Source organism: Actinacidiphila alni, from assembly GCF_900112845.1.
Lineage (GTDB): Bacteria > Actinomycetota > Actinomycetes > Streptomycetales > Streptomycetaceae > Actinacidiphila > Actinacidiphila alni.
In genome coordinates this window covers 335394-352286 of sequence record NZ_FONG01000001.1, presented here as the reverse complement: position 1 = coordinate 352286, position 16893 = coordinate 335394, and the positions used below count along the sequence as shown (strand labels likewise).

15 protein-coding genes are annotated in these 16893 nt (G+C 73.3%); 8 read left to right on the top strand and 7 right to left on the bottom strand.

All coding sequences use genetic code 11. From position 1 onward, the window contains the following. The first annotated feature begins 178 nt into the window (after positions 1-178). From BM076_RS01530 to BM076_RS01520, 3 genes are all read left to right on the top strand, one after another. Positions 179-1240, top strand: coding sequence for a LacI family DNA-binding transcriptional regulator (locus tag BM076_RS01530; protein WP_093711451.1), 1062 nt, complete (start codon positions 179-181; stop codon positions 1238-1240). A gap of 147 nt (positions 1241-1387) precedes the next feature. Further along, entirely contained in the window at positions 1388-3412 is a 2025-nt protein-coding gene (locus tag BM076_RS01525) for an RICIN domain-containing protein (RefSeq protein WP_218160020.1), read from the top strand. Between the two features lie 150 nt (positions 3413-3562). Then, complete coding sequence (locus tag BM076_RS01520; RefSeq protein WP_093711450.1) at positions 3563-3853, top strand: YiaA/YiaB family inner membrane protein; 291 nt, start codon at positions 3563-3565, stop codon at positions 3851-3853. Here BM076_RS01520 and soxR read toward each other — a convergent pair. After that, positions 3850-4353, bottom strand: a complete 504-nt coding sequence (gene soxR, locus BM076_RS01515; protein WP_093711449.1) for a redox-sensitive transcriptional activator SoxR — start codon at positions 4351-4353, stop codon at positions 3850-3852. The genes BM076_RS01520 and soxR overlap by 4 nt on opposite strands. A gap of 54 nt (positions 4354-4407) precedes the next feature. Between soxR and BM076_RS01510 the strand changes: the two genes are divergently transcribed. Next, positions 4408-5145 (top strand): thiamine pyrophosphate-dependent enzyme, encoded by a 738-nt coding sequence (locus BM076_RS01510; protein WP_093711448.1) that lies wholly within the window; start codon positions 4408-4410, stop codon positions 5143-5145. 92 nt (positions 5146-5237) lie between these two features. Then, positions 5238-6140 (top strand): transketolase family protein, encoded by a 903-nt coding sequence (locus BM076_RS01505; RefSeq protein ID WP_093711447.1) that lies wholly within the window; start codon positions 5238-5240, stop codon positions 6138-6140. Positions 6141-6204: 64 nt separating this feature from the next. Here the strand turns inward: BM076_RS01505 and BM076_RS01500 are convergent, their stop codons facing one another. Further along, positions 6205-6906, bottom strand: a complete 702-nt coding sequence (locus BM076_RS01500) for a hypothetical protein (RefSeq protein WP_093711446.1) — start codon at positions 6904-6906, stop codon at positions 6205-6207. Between the two features lie 344 nt (positions 6907-7250). Here BM076_RS01500 and BM076_RS01495 point away from each other — a divergent pair, with 344 nt between their 5' ends. After that, complete coding sequence (locus BM076_RS01495; RefSeq protein ID WP_245795639.1) at positions 7251-10328, top strand: glycoside hydrolase family 2 TIM barrel-domain containing protein; 3078 nt, start codon at positions 7251-7253, stop codon at positions 10326-10328. On the opposite strand, the gene BM076_RS01490 is transcribed toward BM076_RS01495, so the two are convergent. The 3 genes from BM076_RS01490 to BM076_RS01480 form a co-directional block, all read right to left on the bottom strand. After that, positions 10304-11554 carry an MBL fold metallo-hydrolase gene (locus tag BM076_RS01490; RefSeq protein WP_407640605.1) on the bottom strand — a complete coding sequence of 417 codons (1251 nt, stop codon included), beginning with the start codon at positions 11552-11554 and terminating at the stop codon, positions 10304-10306. The genes BM076_RS01495 and BM076_RS01490 overlap by 25 nt on opposite strands. A gap of 268 nt (positions 11555-11822) precedes the next feature. Further along, on the bottom strand, positions 11823-13841 hold the full coding sequence (locus BM076_RS01485) for a M3 family metallopeptidase (protein ID WP_093711444.1): 2019 nt from the start codon (positions 13839-13841) through the stop codon (positions 11823-11825). A gap of 183 nt (positions 13842-14024) precedes the next feature. Further along, positions 14025-14309, bottom strand: coding sequence for a DUF5302 domain-containing protein (locus BM076_RS01480; protein WP_093711443.1), 285 nt, complete (start codon positions 14307-14309; stop codon positions 14025-14027). Between the two features lie 102 nt (positions 14310-14411). Here BM076_RS01480 and BM076_RS01475 point away from each other — a divergent pair, with 102 nt between their 5' ends. Both BM076_RS01475 and BM076_RS01470 read left to right on the top strand, forming a co-directional pair. Continuing rightward, positions 14412-15446 carry a saccharopine dehydrogenase family protein gene (locus BM076_RS01475; protein ID WP_093711442.1) on the top strand — a complete coding sequence of 345 codons (1035 nt, stop codon included), beginning with the start codon at positions 14412-14414 and terminating at the stop codon, positions 15444-15446. Then, the gene (locus tag BM076_RS01470; protein ID WP_093711441.1) at positions 15443-15946 is read left to right on the top strand and encodes a GNAT family N-acetyltransferase; all 504 of its coding nucleotides are present in this window, start codon (positions 15443-15445) and stop codon (positions 15944-15946) included. Before BM076_RS01475 ends, BM076_RS01470 begins: the two co-directional genes overlap by 4 nt. A gap of 27 nt (positions 15947-15973) precedes the next feature. Here BM076_RS01470 and BM076_RS01465 read toward each other — a convergent pair whose 3' ends face one another. Both BM076_RS01465 and BM076_RS01460 read right to left on the bottom strand, forming a co-directional pair. After that, positions 15974-16213, bottom strand: a complete 240-nt coding sequence (locus BM076_RS01465) for a DUF6126 family protein (protein WP_093711440.1) — start codon at positions 16211-16213, stop codon at positions 15974-15976. After that, on the bottom strand, positions 16213-16869 hold the full coding sequence (locus BM076_RS01460) for a helix-turn-helix domain-containing protein (RefSeq protein ID WP_093711439.1): 657 nt from the start codon (positions 16867-16869) through the stop codon (positions 16213-16215). Before BM076_RS01460 ends, BM076_RS01465 begins: the two co-directional genes overlap by 1 nt. Between the last annotated feature and the right edge of the window lie 24 nt (positions 16870-16893).

Genomic DNA, 16893 nt, shown 5'->3' with positions numbered 1-16893 from the left:
CCTGTGCATTCACAAGTCGGCCGCGCCCAGGCAAAGTTCTGGCATTCCCGGCGCCCGCCCGTACAGGAGTTGAACGGTGGCGGCCGGCCGTGCCCCACAGGGACACCGAGGGTGAACATCCCTGGTGGGCACGGCATTTGGGTAGACTTCCGCGCCATGAGGCGGAGCTCTGTACCGGGTGGGTAGGCGTCCTGGCGCGAAGGTCACGGTGCGGGCCATCGCCGACGAGGCGGGCGTCTCGGTCGCGACGGTCTCGCGGGTGATCAACGGCCGTGACGCGGTGGCGCCCGCGACGCAGGAGATGGTGCGCCGGGCGGCCCGCCGGCTGGGCGGCGCGGTGCCCGAACCGTCGGGTCCTGCCGATCCGGCGGCGCGTCCGGTCCTCGTCTACTGCCCGTACCAGCTCACGGACTACTTCGGGCCGATCGTGACCTCGGTGCTGGAGACGCTCGCCCTGCACGGCCGGGAGGCCGTGGTGCAGGCCGGCAGCAGTGCGCAGACGCGGGCCCCCTCACTGCTCGACCTCCCCCGCCGCGCCACGGTGGCCGGCGCCGTCCTGGTGCTCCCGCCCAGTTCCGCCCAGGATCTGCGGGCGCTGCACGCGCAGCGGTATCCGCTGGTGGTGGTCGATCCGCGCACCGAACTGCCGGAGGACGTGGCGTCGGTGTCGGCCGCGCACACGGCCGGGGCGCGGCGGCTGACCGGCCACCTCACCTCGCTCGGGCACCGCCGGATCGGCTTCGTCGGCGGCCCGCGGGACTGGCAGGTGACCGGCAGCCGGATGGCGGGGCACGCGGCGGCGCTATCGGAGGCCGGGGTGCTCGTCGACCCGGCGCTCGTGCGCTACGTCGAGGAGCCCAGCACCGAGCGGGGCTACCGCGCGGCGCTGTCGCTGCTCGCCGGCGATCCGGCGCTGACCGCGATCGTGGCCTTCAACGACAAGACCGCGGCCGGCGCGCTGCGGGCGGCCCGCGAGCGGGGGCTGCGGGTTCCGGAGGATCTGTCGATCACCGGGTTCGACGACAGCGAACTGGGCCGCAGCATCCTGCCGATGCTCACCACCGCCCGCCAACCCCTGGAGGAGATGGGGCGGATGGCGGTCTCGCTGCTCATGCGGCTGCTGGACGGGCACGCGATCGACACCTTGCACGTGGAACTCGCCACTCCCCTGGTCGTTCGCGACTCCACCGCGCCCGTACGCGAAGCCGCGCCGCTCGTACGGTCCAACGGCTCGTCCTGACGCGGGGGTTGACGCCACTCCGGCACACCCTTAACTTCACGACTTGTAAAAAGGCGTGAAGCAAACGCGTCATGCCCACTGACGCATTCGCCGCAGTCGTGTCCGCGCCGCCGTATCGGCGCTCCCCCACCGCGATCAGGAGATGCCATGCCTCTGCGACCTCTGGGACATCCAAGACATCCGGGAGGTCCGCGCGGCCGGCGTGCGCGCGGCCGGCGCACGACCCTCGCGCTGGCCGCGACGGCGCTCGGCGCGCTGCTCGCGCCCATCGCCCTGACCACCGTGAACGCGCCGACGGCGGGGGCGGCCGACGCGCCCGTACAGGTCTACCTCAGCTCGGAGTCGACGGCCGCCGGATTCGGCCCGGCGAGCGCCAACTGGTTCAGCGACCCGGCGACCGGACTCGCCGCCACCCGCTACCAGTTGTCACGGCAGGCCGACATCACCCCCGTCGCGGCCGCCGGCTCGGCGACCATCACCGCCGACACCGCCACCCGCTACCAGTCCGTCCTGGGCGTCGGCTCCTCGCTGGAGGAATCGACGATCTACAACCTGTCCCGGATGAGCCCGGCCGCGCGGACCGCCGCGCTCCACAAGCTGGTCGACCCGGTGACCGGCGCGGGCTTCAACATCGCCCGCATCCCCCTGGGCACCAGCGACTTCACCTCGCGGCAGTTCTACACCTACGACGACGGCGCAGCGGACCCGACGCTGTCCCGCTTCTCCATCCAGAAGGACATCGACTACCACATCGTCTCCGTCCTCAAGGAGGCGAAGGCGATCAACCCTGATCTGCTGCTGTTCGGCAGCGTGTGGAGCCCGCCGGCCTGGATGAAGGCCAACAACAGTCTGATCGGCGGTACGCTCCCGGACTCCAACATCCCTGTCCTGGCGACGTACTTGCGCAAGGCCGTCACCGCCTACGCGGGCCAGGGCCTGCCGCTGTACGCCGTGACGATGCAGAACGAGCCGCTCTTCTCGCCGCCGGACTACCCGGGCATGAAGCTCACCGCCGACCAGGAACGGCGGATCGCCACCGCGCTGCGCGGCGAGCTGAACGCCAACGGCGCCTCGGCCACCAAGATCTGGGCCTTCGACCACAATTTCGGTGACGGCCCGGCATACGCCGCCGGTGTCCTCGGCAACCCGGGCTCGCCCAGCAGCGCGTTCACCTCGGTCGACGGCGTCGCCTTCCACGACTACGGCGGCGACCCGACGGCCATGTCGCAGATCAAGTCCGCCTATCCGACCAAGGACGTGGCGATGACCGAACGCGCCGTGTGGGGCACCTCGGGCGCCGACCGGATCGTCCAGTACTTCCGCAACCAGTCGATCATGTACGAGGACTGGGTCACCATGCTCGACCAGAACCGCAGCCCCGAGCAGTGGTCCGGCGCGCCCGACCCGACCATGTTCGTCCAGTCGCCGAACAGTCCGGACACCTACTGGGCGCTGCCCGAGTACTACATCATCGGCCAGTTCTCGAAGTTCGTCGCGCGCGGCGCCACCCGGGTGCAGACCAACAACGGCACCAGCGGCAGTGTCACCAATGTCGCCTTCCGCAACCCGGACGGGAGTTTGGTGACCGTCGTCGTCAACCAGACCGGTGCCGATCAGCCGTTCACGCTGCGGGTCGGCGCGCGGCAGATCGGCGCCACGCTGCCCGCCAAGACCGTCGGCACCTACATCTGGCCGGGCGCGGACTCCGGCGGCACGCCCACCGGGCCCGTCGACCCGGCCGCCTGGTACACGGTCAAGAACACCAACAGCGGCAAGTGCGTGGACGACGCGGCCGGTTCGACCGCCAACGGCGCCGCGGTGCAGCAGTGGAGCTGCGTGGCAGGCAGCGCCAATCAGCAGTGGCGGTTCCAGCCCACCGACAGCGGCTACTACACGGTGGTCGGCAGGAATTCGGCCACCGCGGCCTGGGACGTCACCGGCGGAACGGGCGCGGGCAGCGGCGCGAAGATCCAGCTGTGGGCGTACGGCGGCGGCAGCAATCAGCAGTGGAAGCCGGTCCCCGGCGCCAATGGCACCTACACGCTGAGCCCGCGCAGCAACCCGGCCCAGTGCCTGGACGTCACGGACGTCTCCACCGCCGACGGCGCCCGCCTCCAGCAGTGGACCTGCACCGGCGGCCCCGCCCAGTCCTTCACCCTCACTCCGCAATGATCCGCCGGCCGGCCGCCGACGGGCCGCGTGTCAGCCGCATTCGGCTGCCGGTCGGAAGTCCGGCGTACGGAGAGGTTATGAGCGCCGTGTCCGGCCCGGGTGAGTAGCGGTACTCATGCGGGCCGGGCACGGCGGCGGGATCGTCGGAGCATGACGAAACCGATTCAGCAGCAGACGACAGCGGCTTACGCGGCGCAGGCGGCCATCTCGTTCGCGGTGGCGCTGGGCGCCATGGTGGTCGGGGTGGCCTACCTGCCGGTGGGGGGATGGGAGCGGGCGTTCCTGGGGGTGGGGCTGCTTTATGTGGTGACGGCCGCCTTCACGCTGGCGAAGGTGGTGCGCGACCGGCAGGAGGTCGGGCAGGTGGTGAGCCGGGTGGACCAGGCGCGGCTGGACAAGCTGCTCGCCGAGCACGACCCGTTCAAGGTGGAGGGGATCTAGTACGTGGGTGGTCGCGGTGGCGGGTCCTGGCTGCGAGGCGGCGCGGGGGCCCTGTCGCCCAGCAGATAGCGGGCGCCCGGGCCGGCCGCGCCCGCCGCGTCGTCGAGGTTGTACAGGCCGCAGCGGGTCAGCGACAGACAGCCGCAGCCGACGCAGCCGGTGAGTTTGGCCTTGAGCCGCTCCAGCTCCTCGATCTGCTGGTCGATACGGCGCTGCCAGGAGGTGGCCACACCCTTCCACTCGGCGGCGTTCGGCACATGGTCGACGGGCAGCCGGCCGAGGGACTCGCCGACCTCGTCCAGGGACAGACCGATGCGCTGGGCGGCGCGGATGAAGGCGAGCCTGCGCAGGGTGGAGCGGCGGTAGCGGCGCTGACCGCCGGAGGTGCGCTCGGCGTGGATCAGTCCGAGGTCCTCGTAGTAGCGCAGCGCGGAGGCGGCGATGCCGCTGCGGGCCGCCAGTTCGCCGATGGGCAGCAGATCACGGGTGGAGAGCGTCACACGGCCCGAGCATACGCTTGACCTCAAGTCGGCTTGAAGTTGCACGCTCGTCCCATGACGACCACTGACACGGCGGCCGGCGCCTCGTACGCGCCCGGCTCCGCACCCGGCCCGTACGGCTACGCCGACCTGCGGCAATTGATGTCGCGGATGACCGGCGACGAGAAGCACGGCCCCGCCTCGACCTCCACCCTCGATGTGCTGTGGGTGCTGTACGACCGGGTGCTGCGGGTCGCCCCCGACCGCGTGGACGACCCCGCCCGGGACCGTTTCCTCCTGTCCAAGGGCCACGGGCCGATGGCGTACTACGCCGTCCTCGCCGCGAAGGGCTTCGTCCCCGACGCGTGGCTGCCCGGCTTCGGCGGCTACGACTCACCGCTCGGCCACCATCCGGACCGCACCCTCGTACCCGGGGTGGAGATCGGTTCCGGGTCGCTCGGGCACGGGCTCGGCCTGGGGGTGGGCAGCGCGCTGGGGCTGCGGGCGCAGGGGCTGACCGACACCGATGTGTGGGTGCTGGTCGGCGACGCGGAGATGGACGAGGGCAGCAATCACGAGGCCGTGCAGTACGCGGGGGCCGTCGGCCTGGAACACCTCCATGTGGTGGCCGTCGACAACGCCTCGGCCACGTACGGCTGGCGCGGCGGGCTGGCCTCGCGCTTCGCCGCCGAGGGGTGGTCGGCGGTGACCGTGGACGGCCGCGACCACAGCGCGCTGTACGAGGCGTTCACCGCGCCGCACCCGGGACGGCCGCACGCCGTGGTCGCCCGTGTCGAGCCGCGGGAGTCCTGAGCCGCCGCCTTCTGCGGGAACGCCGCAGGCCGCACCGACCGCCGTACGCCCTCCGAAGACTGCCGTACGCCCTCCCGAAGACTGGGGAACCCATGGACACGATGCGCGAGCGTTTCGCCGCCGTCACCACAGAACTGCTCGACTCCGACCCGCGCCTGGCGCTGGTGCTCGCCGTGATCTCGGCGGAACGCTTCACGCCCGCCGCACGCGCCCACCCGGACCGGGTGATCGACGTGGGGATCAGGGAACAGCTGCTGGTCGGCGCGGCGGGCGGGCTGGCGCTCACCGGGCTGCGGCCGATCGCGCACACCTTCGCGAGCTTCCTGGTCGAGCGGCCGTTCGAGCAGGTCAAGCTGGACCTCGGCCACCAGGGCGTGGGCGCGGTGCTGGTCAGCGCGGGCGCCTCGTACGACGTCGCCGCCGGCGGCCGGACGCACCAGGCGCCGGGCGATGTGGCGCTGCTCGACACGCTCGACGGCTGGACGGTGCATGTGCCCGGGCACCCCGACGAGGCGGAGACGCTGCTGCGGCACGCTGCCGCCGACGGCGACAGCCGGGTCTACCTGCGGCTCAGCGAGCACGCCAACTCCGCGCCGCAGCCGGTGGTGCCGGGCCGCTTCCGCGTGCTGCGCGAGGGGCGGGCCGGGGTCGTACTGGCCGTGGGACCGATGCTCGACGCCGTGCTCGCGGCGACGAGCGGGCGCGATGTGACGGTGCTGTACGCGGCGAGCGTCCGGCCCTTCGACGCGGCCTCGCTCCGGGCGGCGACCGCGCGGGCCGGGACCACCGACCTGGTGATCGTCGAGCCGTACCTGACCGGCACCTCCTCGGCCCACGCCGCCGAGGCCCTGGCCGACGTCCCGCACCGGGTCCTCGCCCTCGGCACCCGCCGCGCCGAACTCCGCCGCTACGGCACCTGGCAGGAACACGTCGCCGCCCACGGCCTCGACGCGGTGGGCCTGCGCGCCCGGATCAACGCTTTTCTGGGCGTCTGAAGGGGCGGGGTGCGACGGGCCGGGCGCACGAATACCCCACAGCGCGTATGCGCGCCCGCGCCCTTCAGCCGTCCTCGTCCGCGGTCGGGGTGGACGCCGTGGCGGTGACGGTCGCCTGCGCCGGAAGATCGGCCTCGGGGGCCGACCCCGGTCCCGTACTCGGTCCCGTACCCGGTGGCGTGCCGCCCCCGGGGCCTCCGGCCGCGTCACCCGGGCCGTCGCCCGGACCTCCGATCCGCACCACCGCCTTGCCGCCGCCGGAGGCTCCGGGCCTGGCCGTCGTCGTCCGGCGCCGCGCGTCCTCCGCGCTGTTCTGCGCGCCGAGCGAGCCGAAGTAGAAGCCGGAGACGGTCGCGAGCACCGTCATCAGCGACGTCACGATGGTCTTGCGGAGGTCACCGGAGTCGGCGCCCGACGACAGCATCGCCACGGCGAGGGCGAAGGCGACCAGCGCGAGGATGAGGATCGCAATCACGCTGCGGGTCAGCCCGCGCACACCGCGCGGCTCGCGCAGATCGCGCAGCAGGTCCCGCACCTCGTGGTCGTGAGCGGCGTCGTCGATCAGCCGGTCCGTGATCTGCTGCCGCCAGGCCGTGGCCCTGCGGACGTCCATGATCAGCGGGATCACCGCGACCACGGCGACGGCGACCACCACCAGTGCGATGAGCAGCAGCGCGGAGCCGCCGTGCAGCCCGCTGATCGGCTCGGCCGCCGCGGAAAGGCCCGCGGCCGGCGCGGCCGCGTGCGCCGTCGTGAGTTCGGTCATGGTGAAAGTGCGTCCCCCCGGGTCGATCCGCAGTACGTCCGCCGGCCGTCCCCCGCGTCCGGCCGGGCATGGTCGCAGCGTCACCGTACGCCGGTCAAGCCGGCCCGCGTACGCCAACTCCCTTACGGGCAAAGGAAACAGCGCGCCGAGCCGGCCGCCGCGGTCCGGACCGCCGCCGCCCCGCACGTGCCGCGCGCCACACCACGAGGGCGATTTCGTTGATCGATACGACTAGCGGCGCGGCCCCCGACCTCTGGAGAATTGTTTCCGCGGTCAACCACATCCCTGGCAACGACCGTCCGACTACACACATGCGGCAGACAGCGGCAGACAACAGCATCCTCATGAGGAGCAGCACGATGCGCGAGGCGTCACGGTCCGGGGTAGTTCCGTACTACGAGGATGTGTCGCCCGGCACCGGCGCGCTGGCGCCGCGCGCGTGGTGGGCGGCGTCCGACGCCCGGCGGGTCAATCTGGGCGGTGCCTGGCGTTTCCGGCTGTCGCCGCGGGCGGACGCGGAGGACGACTCCTTCGCCCGGCCGGGCTTCGACGCGACCCGCTGGGGCGCGGTGGCGGTGCCGTCGCACTGGCCGTTGCAGGGACACGCGCCCGGCCACGAGTACGGCCGGCCCGCGTACACCAACATCCGTTACCCCTTCCCCGTCGACCCGCCGTTCGTGCCGACCGAGAATCCGACCGGCGACCATCTGCGCGCCTTCGACCTGCCGGACGACTGGCCGGGCGGCGCCGCGGTGCTGCGCTTCGACGGCGTCGACTCCTGTGCCCGGGTCTGGCTCAACGGCCACGAGCTGGGCACCTTCAAGGGCAGCAGGCTGCCGGTGGAGTTCGAGATCGGCGAACTGCTGGAGCCGCGCGGCAATGTGCTGGCGGTGCGGGTGCACCAGTGGTCGTCCGGCAGCTATCTGGAGGACCAGGACCAGTGGTGGCTGCCCGGCATCTTCCGGGACGTGACCCTGATCGAGCGGCCCGAGGGCGCGGTGCGGGACTTCTTCGTGCACTGCGGTTACGACCACACCACCGGCAACGGAACGCTGCGGGTGGACTGCGAGCCGGGCGGCACGGTGTCCGTGCCGGAGCTGGGCCTCGACCTCGCGACCGGCGAGGAGGCGACGGTGCCGGTGGAGCCGTGGTCGGCGGAACTGCCGCGGCTGTACGACGCGGAGCTGGCCACCGAGGGCGAGCGGATCCCGCTGCGGATCGGCTTCCGTACGGTCGCGGTCGAGGACGGCGTGCTGAAGGTCAACGGCCGCCGCATCCTGCTGCGCGGGGTGAACCGGCACGAGTTCGACCCCGACCACGGGCGGGTGGTGGACGCCGAGACGATGCGCCGCGACCTGGTCCTGATGAAGCGGCACAACATCAACGCGGTGCGCACCAGCCACTATCCGCCGCATCCGGCCTTCCTCGACCTGTGCGACGAGCTGGGCATGTGGGTGATGGACGAGTGCGACCTGGAGACGCACGGCTTCCTGGCGGTCGACTGGCGCGGCAATCCGGTCGACGACGAGCGGTGGACGCCCGCGCTGCTGGACCGGGCGGAGCGGATGGTGGAACGGGACAAGAACCACCCGTCGGTGATCATGTGGTCGCTGGGCAACGAGTGCGGCACCGGCGCGGGCCTGTCCGCCATGGCCGGCTGGATCCGGCGGCGCGACCCGGAGCGGCCGATCCACTACGAGGGCGACCGCAGTTGCGCCGACACCGACGTCTACTCGCGGATGTACGCCCATCACGACGAGACCGAGCTGATCGGCCGCCGCGAGGAACCGCCGCTGGACGACCCGGAGTTGGACAAGCGGCGCCGCGAACTCCCCTTCATCCTCTGCGAATACGCGCACGCAATGGGCAACGGACCCGGCGGGCTGAGCGAGTACCAGCGGCTGTTCGAGCGGTACGAGCGCTGCCAGGGCGGCTTCGTGTGGGAGTGGATCGACCACGGTCTGCGGCAGCGCACCGCCGACGGCACACCGTACTTCGCGTACGGCGGCGACTTCGGCGAGGAGCTGCACGACGGGAATTTCGTCTGCGACGGCCTGGTCTTCCCCGACCGGACACCCTCGCCCGGCCTGGTGGAGTACAAGAAGGTCGTCGAGCCGGTCTCGATCGTCGGCGACACGGCGGCCGGTACGGTCACCGTGACCAATGGCCACGACTTCGCCGATCTGTCGCATCTGGCCTTCCGCTGGACGTACGAAGTGGCGGGCCGCGCCCTGGACAGTGGCCGCTTCACAGTGCCCGCGCTCGGCCCCGGGCGGAGCGCGGTCGTGGAGCTGCCGCAGCTGCGGGCCGCGGACGACGCCGGGGCGGACAGTGAGGCGGACGGCGGGGCGGACGGCGGGGCGGGCGGCGGGCAGGGCGGCGAGGCGTGGTGGACGGTACGGGCGGTGCTCGCCGAGGACACCGCGTGGGCGCCGTCCGGGCACGAGGTGGCCTGGGCGCAGTTCGCGGGGCCCGCCGTCCCCGCGCCGCAGGCGGCGCCCGAGGGTGAGCGGCACACCCCGCGGCGCGCCGAGGGCGGTCTTGTCGTGCTCGGTCCCGGTGTCTTCGACGCGGCCACCGGCACCCTGCGCTACCTCGGCGGCGCGGCCGTCACCGGCCCGGTGCTCGACGTGTGGCGCGCCCCGACCGACAACGACCGCGGCACGCAGTGGCACCCGGAGGGCCGACTCGACCACCAGTGGCGGGAGTTGGGCCTGCACCGGATGCGGCACCGGATCGCGGAGGTGGCGGTGGGCGAGGATTCGCTCACCGTCACCACCCGGGTCGCCCCGGCCGCCTCCGACCTCGCGCTGCGTACCGTCTACACCTGGACGGCGGCCGGCGACCGGCTGCGGCTTGCCGTCGAGGTCACGCCCGAGGGCGACTGGACGCTGCCGCTGCCCCGACTGGGCGTACGGCTCGGCCTGTGCCCGACGCTGGAGCAGGTCGAGTGGTACGGCGGCGGGCCCGGTGAGGCGTACGTCGACACCCGCGCCGCCTCCCGGACCGGCCGCTGGACCAGCACCGTGGAAGCGCTCCAGACGCCGTACGTCCGGCCGCAGGAGAACGGGGCGCGCGCCGATGTTCGGTGGGCGCGGCTGCGCCGCCCGGACGGCACGGGGCTGGCCGTCGCGGGCGAGCCGCCGTTCTCGCTGACCGTCCGCCCGTGGAGCACCGAGGAACTCGACGCGGCCGAGCACACCCACGAGTTGGTCCGCTCCGGCACCCTGTGGGTCCATCTGGACCACGCGCTGCACGGCATCGGGAGTCACGCCTGCGGCCCGGATGTACTGCCGCAGCACAAGCTGTTCGCCGCGCCGGCCGCCTTCGCCTTCACCTTCACGCCGCTGACCGGCACCGCGGAGGCGGCCGCGGTGCCGGACGCGGGTGAGCCCGCCTACTGGGGCCGCGCCACGTCGTAGGTCTTCTCCGCCGTCTCTCCCCCGGTCTCGGCGGTCGCCGCCGCGCCTTCCACGGCGTCGGCGGCGGCCGTCCAGCCGCTGCCCTCGACGTGTTCCGGCCGGTCGGGCCAACCGCCCGCGGGGGTGACGGCGACCTGCCGCCACCACCAGTCCTCCGGCTGCTCGTCGGCGGGCTCGAAGGGCGCGCCCGGGCGCGGGGTGGCGATCTTCGCGCCGGCCTCGCGGGCCGCGGCCACCGAGCCCTCGGCAGGCGCGGTCCAGGAGTGCTGGGCGAGGTTGAAGGTGCCCCAGTGGATCGGCAGCAGGGTGCCGGCCGGGGTGCCGCCGGACAGATCGGTGTGCGCGAGGACGCCTTCTGCCGGGGTCATGTGGATGTCCGGCCAGAATTCGCTGTAGGCGCCGATCTGGATCATCGTGGCGTCGAACGGGCCGTGCTCGGCGCCGATCTCGGCGAAGCCGGGGAAGTAGCCGGTGTCGCCGCTGTGGTAGATCCGGTGGGTGCCGTCGGTGACCGCCCAGGACGCCCACAGGGTCTGCTGCCGGCCGCGCAGGCCGCGCCCGCAGAAGTGCCGGGCGGGGGTGGCGGTCAGGGTCAGCCCGGCGATCTCGGTGGACTCGTTCCAGTCCAGTTCGCGCAGCCGCTCGGCTGCGACGCCCCAGTGCTCCAGGTGGGCGCCGACGCCCAGCGGCACGGCGAAGACCGCGTCGCTGCGCACCAGCGCCATGATCGACGGCATGTCGAGGTGGTCGTAGTGGTCGTGCGAGATCACCACGGCGTCCAGGCCGGTCAGCGATTCCAGCGGGACGGGAGCGGGGTGCACCCGCTTGGGCCCGGCGAAGGCGAAGGGCGAACAGCGCTCGCCCCAGACCGGGTCGAACAGCACCCGCCTGCCGCCGATCTCGGCGAGCACCGTGGAGTGGCCCATCCAGGTCAGCCGCAGCCCCGAGGCGGGCGGTACGGCGAGGTCGGCGAGGGTGGTGGGGTGCACGGGGACGGTCCCGGCGGGCTTGCGCGAACGCCGGGCCTCCTTGCGCAGGTTGGCCGGGAGCGACCTGAGCATGTCGCCGCTGGGGACGCTGCGGGCGCCGACCGGGTTGACGAAGGCCCCGTCGGCGTAATTCGGTGACTTCAGGATGCGTTCCAGCCGGGCGCCCGTGGGGTCCGCGCCGAACGACGGTGGGCGCATCTTCACGAGGCGGGACGGCTGTCGGCCGGCGCCGGTCACGGGTCCTCCAGGGCAGGTGACGAGGAACGGCGGGGTTCCGCCACCACCCATTATGCTGCGGCGCCGCCGGCGCGCCGGGGCGGCCGGTCGCCGGTACCGGCGCTGGGAGGCGCGCCCCGGCAGTCCCCCGCGTCACACAGGCGCGTCCGCGGCGCGCGCCGCGCGGCAGACGGCGGTGGTGACGGCGCCCGCGTAGGGTGGCCCGGTGCGCGCGGCGGGCGCACACCGTTTTCCGGGCGGCCGGGTCACCCGGGGCAGCGGGCCGGGGTCACCCGGGCAGCAGACCCCGGCGTTCCAGCAGCGGTTCGGTGCGCGGCGGCCGGCCGCGGAAGGCGGCGAAGGCGGCCATCGGCTCCACGCTGCCGCCCCGGGAGAGGAGTTCGCGCCGGAAGGTGTCGCCGTTCGCGCGCCGCAGCCCGCCGTTCTCCTCGAACCAGGTGACGGTGTCCGCGTCCAGCACCTCGCTCCAGATGTAGGAGTAGTAGCCGGCGCTGTACTGGCTGGCGAAGATGTGCTGGAAGTAGGTGGTGCGGTAGCGCGGCGGGATCGCGGGCAGCGCCAGGCCCGTCTCCTTCAGGGCGGCGGCCTCGAACTCCAGCGCGTCGCCCGGGTCCTGGCCCGCGGGCAGGGTGTGCCAGGCCCAGTCGAGCAGCGTCGCCGCCAGGTATTCGACGGTGGCGAAGCCCTGCCCGAATCGGGCCGCCTCCCGCATCCGCCGTACGACATCGGCCGGCATCGGCTCGCCGGTCTCGTGGTGGACGGCGTAGCGCTCCAGGACCGAGGGCCACAGCGACCACATCTCGTTGACCTGGGAGGGGTATTCGACGAAGTCGCTCGGCACGCTGGTGCCGGAGAAGTACGGGTAGCGCACGGCGGAGAACAGGCCGTGCAGCGCGTGCCCGAACTCGTGGAAGAGCGTGTCGACCTGACTGAACGTCAGCAGCGCGGGCTCGCCGGCCGCGGGCTTGGCGATGTTGTGGTTGTTGACCACCACGGCTTTCCTGCCGAGCAGTTCGGACTGGCTGACCAGCGCGTTCATCCAGGCGCCGCCGCGCTTGGACTCGCGGGCGAAGAAGTCGCCGAGGAACAGGCCGAGTTGGCTGCCGTCCGCGTCGAACACCTCGAAGACCCGCACGTCCGGGTGGTAGCCGGTCAGGTCGGGACGCTCGGTGACGGTGATGCCGTAGACCTCGTGGGCGGCGTGGAAGACACCGTCGTGCAGCACCTTGTCGAGCACGAAGTACGGCCGCAGTTCGGCGTCGTCGATGTCGTAGCGCTCCTTGCGGACCTTCTCCGCGTAGTACGACCAGTCCCACGCCTCGATGGGTCCGCCGGCCGCTTCCGCGAGGGCCGCCGCCTCGCGTTCGGCGTTGGCCACCGCGGGCGGCACCAGACGGTTCAGCAGGTCGGTGACGGCCGCGGTGCTGCCCGCGGTGCGGTCGGCGACGACATAGGCGGCGTGGCTGTCGTAGCCGAGCAGCGCGGCGCGTTCGGCGCGCAGGGTCGCGATGGTGACGGCGAGCGGTCCGTTGGTGTCCTGGGCGCGGTCCAGCGAGGCGGTGAGCAGCCGGCGGCGCACCTCGCGGTCGTCGAGGGCGGCCAGTTCGAGCTGGTTGGAGAAATTGCGCAGGCTCAGCACGTACGAGCCGTCGTGGCCGAGCGCGGTGCCGTTCTCCGCGGCGGCGGCGATCGCGCCCGCGGACAGGCCCGCCAGTTGGGCGGGGTCGTCCAGGACCAGGGCGTCTGCCTTGCTCGCGGCGACGATGTTCTGGCCGAAGGCGGTTGAGGCGGCGGCGATCTCGGCGTTCAGCTCGCGCAGCCGCCGCTGGCCGTCGGCGTCCAGTTCGGCGCCCGCACGGCGGAAGTCGGTGTGGTAGCGCTCCAGCAGCCGCAGCGACTCCGGGTCGAGGCCGAGCGATTCGCGGGCCTCGTACAGCGCCGTGATCCGGGCGTAGAGGCCGGGGTTGAGGCGGATGGCGTCGCTGTGCGCGGCCAGCAGCGGGCTGATCCGCGCCTCGGTCTCCTGCACGGCCGGGGTGATGTGCGCGGACGCCTGGTTGAAGAAGGCGGCCCGCACCCGGCCGAGCAGCGCGCCGGCGCGTTCCATCGCCACGACGGTGTTCTCGAAGGTGGCCGGTTCCGGGTCGGCCGCGATGGCCTCGATCTCCGCCAGGTGCTCGGCCAGGCCCTGTTCGAAGGCCGGCAGATAGTGCGCGTCCTCGATCTCGGCGAACGGCGGCAGCTCGTACGGCAGCGGGCTCGGGTTCAGGAACGGATTCGTCGTCACCCGACCGACCCTACGCGGCGCCCGGCCCCCGGGGCGGCCAGGCGCACATGGCGGCGGGCGGGCGCCGCGGCGCCCGGGAGGTTTCGCCGCGCTGCGGCCGGCCGGCACGGGACAAGGAGAAGCGCCCGCCCAGGTCGGTGGCCTGTGCGGGCGCGGATGCGGTGCCGGTGCGGGACCGGCCGGTCAGCCGCCGCTCTTGCGGCGGAATTCCCGCTGCCCGCCGGCCTTGCCGTGCGCGCCGTGGATCTTGGACTGGCCGGTGCCGCCCGCGCCGGCTCCCTTGCGGGCGCCCTGCTTGCGTGCCAGTGCCTCGCGGAATTTCCGCTTCACCTCGTCCTCGTCCGGCGCCTGCCCGGATCCGGACTCCGGCTCGGTGGCCGGAGCGGCCTCCGGTGCCGCCGCGGCGTCCTGCGGTGCTGATCCGGCTGACTCAGCGGCCACGGTGGTCTCCTGCTCTTGGTCGGTCATGCCACCAGAGTCGCACGCCGGGCGGCGCGGGCCCACCCGATATCGCCGGGGCGCGCGGCGCGTGTACGGTTCCGTTCACCACTTCCGGGGAGGATGCCACTCATGACCTGGCTGTTGTACGGCGCCACCGGCTACACCGGCCGCTTGATCGCCCGCCGGGCCGCGGCATTGGGACAGCGTCCCGTGCTGGCCGGCCGCAGCGCGGCGAAACTGGTACCGCTGGCGGCGGAACTGGGCCTGGAACACCGGGTGTTCGGCCTCGACGACGCGGCCGCGATACGCCAGGGCCTGGACGGGGTGGACGCGGTGGCGCACTGCGCGGGCCCGTTCACCCGGACCGCGGTGTCCATGGCGACGGCCTGCATCGACTCCGGCACCCACTACGTGGACATCACCGGGGAGATCCCCGTCTTCGAGTCGCTGCACGAGCTGGACGCGCGGGCGGAGAAGGCCGGGGTGACGCTGCTGCCCGGCGCGGGCTTCGACGTGGTGCCGACCGACTGCGTCGCCGCGCTGCTCGCCGCCCGGCTGCCCGACGCCACCGAACTCGACCTCGCCTTCTTCATGGGCGGCGGACCGAGCCCAGGCACCGCGCGGACCCTCATCGAGGGCTCGGCGGAGGGCGGCAAGATCCGGGCGGGCGGCGAGATCAGGACCGTGCCGATCGGTTCGCGCCAATTGCAGGCCGGGTTTCCGTCCGGCACCCGCAAGGTGGTGTCGATCCCGTGGGGCGACGTCAGCACCGCGTACTACTCGACGGGCATTCCCGACATCACCACGTACACCTGGGTGCCGCTGCCGTCGCCCGCACTCGCCGGCAGCAGGCTGCTGCGGCTCGGGCCGGTGCGCGGGGCGCTGGCGGGCGCCCTCGGCAAGCTGGTGCGCGGGCCGGGCGAACGCGCGCTCGGCGGCACCCGCAGCGAGGTCTGGGGCCGTACCAGGGACGCGGCGGGCAACACGGTGACCGCCACCCTCACCGGCCCCAATCCGTACAGCATGACCGTCGACTCGGTGCTGCGGATCATGCCGCGGCTGCCCGGACTGCCGACCGGCTTCCAGACCCCGTCGCTGGCCCTGGGCGCGGACTTCGCGGGCGAACTGGACGAGGTGACGGTCTCGGTGGAGGCGCTGGCATGACCGGCGGCGGGGTGCCGGAGGCCGAGGTCGTCCTGCGCGCGGCGCGCCCGGACGAGGCGGACGAGCTGACGGAGCTGGCCCTGCGCTCCAAGGCGCACTGGGGTTACGACGACGCCTTCATGGCCGCCTGCCGCGCGGAGCTGACGCTCCCCGCCGACGCGGTCGCGGCCCGCAGGACCACGGTGGCGCTGGACCGCGCGACCGGCCGGGTGATCGGCCTGGTGACGCTGGAGGGCGGGGCGCCGGAGGCGGTGCTCGGCATGCTCTTCGTCGACCCGGCCGCGATGGGCCGCGGCGCGGGCCGGCTCCTGTACGAGCACGCGGTGGCGGTCGCCGCCGGTCTCGGCTGCGCGCGGATCTCGATCGACGCGGACCCGAACGCGGAGCCCTTCTACCGCGCGATGGGCGCGGTCACCGTCGGCCGGGTGCCGTCGGGGTCGATCGCCGGGCGCACGCTGCCGCAGATGACGGCCGAGGTGCCGGGCGTACGCGCGTACTGACGCCGCCCGGCCGGTGCCCGCGGCGGGTCAGCCGCGGGCGCCGACCAGGAACAGCAGCCAGATGAAGAAGGCCAGCAGGTGGGCGACCACCACGTACATCAGGACGCGCAGGACGACGCCGCGCTCCTTGCGGCTCTCGCTGCCGTTGGTGGTGCCGACCACGGAGGAGTAGCGCGGCTGCGGCTGCTCGGGGGCGGGCGGAGGGGTGGAACCGGCCGCCGGGGTGGGCGCGGGACCGGGTGCGGGGCTGGGTGCGGGAGTGCTCATCACCGTTCTCCTCGGGTGGTCTCGGTGCCGATGCACAGGGCGGAGGTCTCGCTCTGCATGAGCGTGTGGACGAACAGCAGGTCCACTCCCCCGGTCCCGGCCGCCTCCAGGCGGTGCGGCACGAGGGAGTCGAAGTGCGCGGAGTCGCCGGGCGCGAGGGTGTGGACGCGGTCACCGAGGCTGAGCCGCAGCGTGCCGCCGGTGACGTAGAGCCACTCCTCGCCGGGGTGCACCCGCACCAGGGCGCGCTGGGCGCCGGAGGGGACGTGCACCCGCAGGGCCTGCATCGCGCGCCCGGTGCCGCCGGCCCGCCAGTACGTCCAGCCGCCGGCGGGCACGGCGGTCATCAGGTCGCCGCGTACGATGGGATCGGGCTCGGCCTCCGTCTCGCCCAGCAGGTCGGAGACGGTGGTGCCGTAGAGCCTGGCGAGGCCGAGCAGGACCGGCAGTGAGGGCTGGCGCAGGCCGGACTCCAGCCGGGACAGATGCGCCGCGGACAGCTCCAGACGCCGCGCCGCGGTCTCCAGCGTGAGTCCGCCGGCGCGCCGCCGGTCCCGCAGCCTCGGGGCGAGGACGAGCTGGTCCGTGGGCAGCGCACCCGGGGGTGGCGCGCTGCCCACGGAGCTGATGGTGTCCGTGCTGTCGCTGGCGTCCATGCGTCCATGGAACAGCACGTCTTA

Coding starts and splice junctions, on each gene's coding strand:
- BM076_RS01525 (WP_218160020.1), top strand. CDS start 1,388: ATGCCTCTGCGACCTCTGGGACATCCAAGACATCCGGGAGGTCCGCGC.
- BM076_RS01520 (WP_093711450.1), top strand. CDS start 3,563: ATGACGAAACCGATTCAGCAGCAGACGACAGCGGCTTACGCGGCGCAG.
- BM076_RS01510 (WP_093711448.1), top strand. CDS start 4,408: ATGACGACCACTGACACGGCGGCCGGCGCCTCGTACGCGCCCGGCTCC.
- BM076_RS01505 (WP_093711447.1), top strand. CDS start 5,238: ATGGACACGATGCGCGAGCGTTTCGCCGCCGTCACCACAGAACTGCTC.
- BM076_RS01500 (WP_093711446.1), bottom strand. CDS start 6,906: ATGACCGAACTCACGACGGCGCACGCGGCCGCGCCGGCCGCGGGCCTT.
- BM076_RS01495 (WP_245795639.1), top strand. CDS start 7,251: ATGAGGAGCAGCACGATGCGCGAGGCGTCACGGTCCGGGGTAGTTCCG.
- BM076_RS01480 (WP_093711443.1), bottom strand. CDS start 14,309: ATGACCGACCAAGAGCAGGAGACCACCGTGGCCGCTGAGTCAGCCGGA.
- BM076_RS01475 (WP_093711442.1), top strand. CDS start 14,412: ATGACCTGGCTGTTGTACGGCGCCACCGGCTACACCGGCCGCTTGATC.
- BM076_RS01470 (WP_093711441.1), top strand. CDS start 15,443: ATGACCGGCGGCGGGGTGCCGGAGGCCGAGGTCGTCCTGCGCGCGGCG.
- BM076_RS01465 (WP_093711440.1), bottom strand. CDS start 16,213: ATGAGCACTCCCGCACCCAGCCCCGCACCCGGTCCCGCGCCCACCCCG.
- BM076_RS01460 (WP_093711439.1), bottom strand. CDS start 16,869: ATGGACGCCAGCGACAGCACGGACACCATCAGCTCCGTGGGCAGCGCG.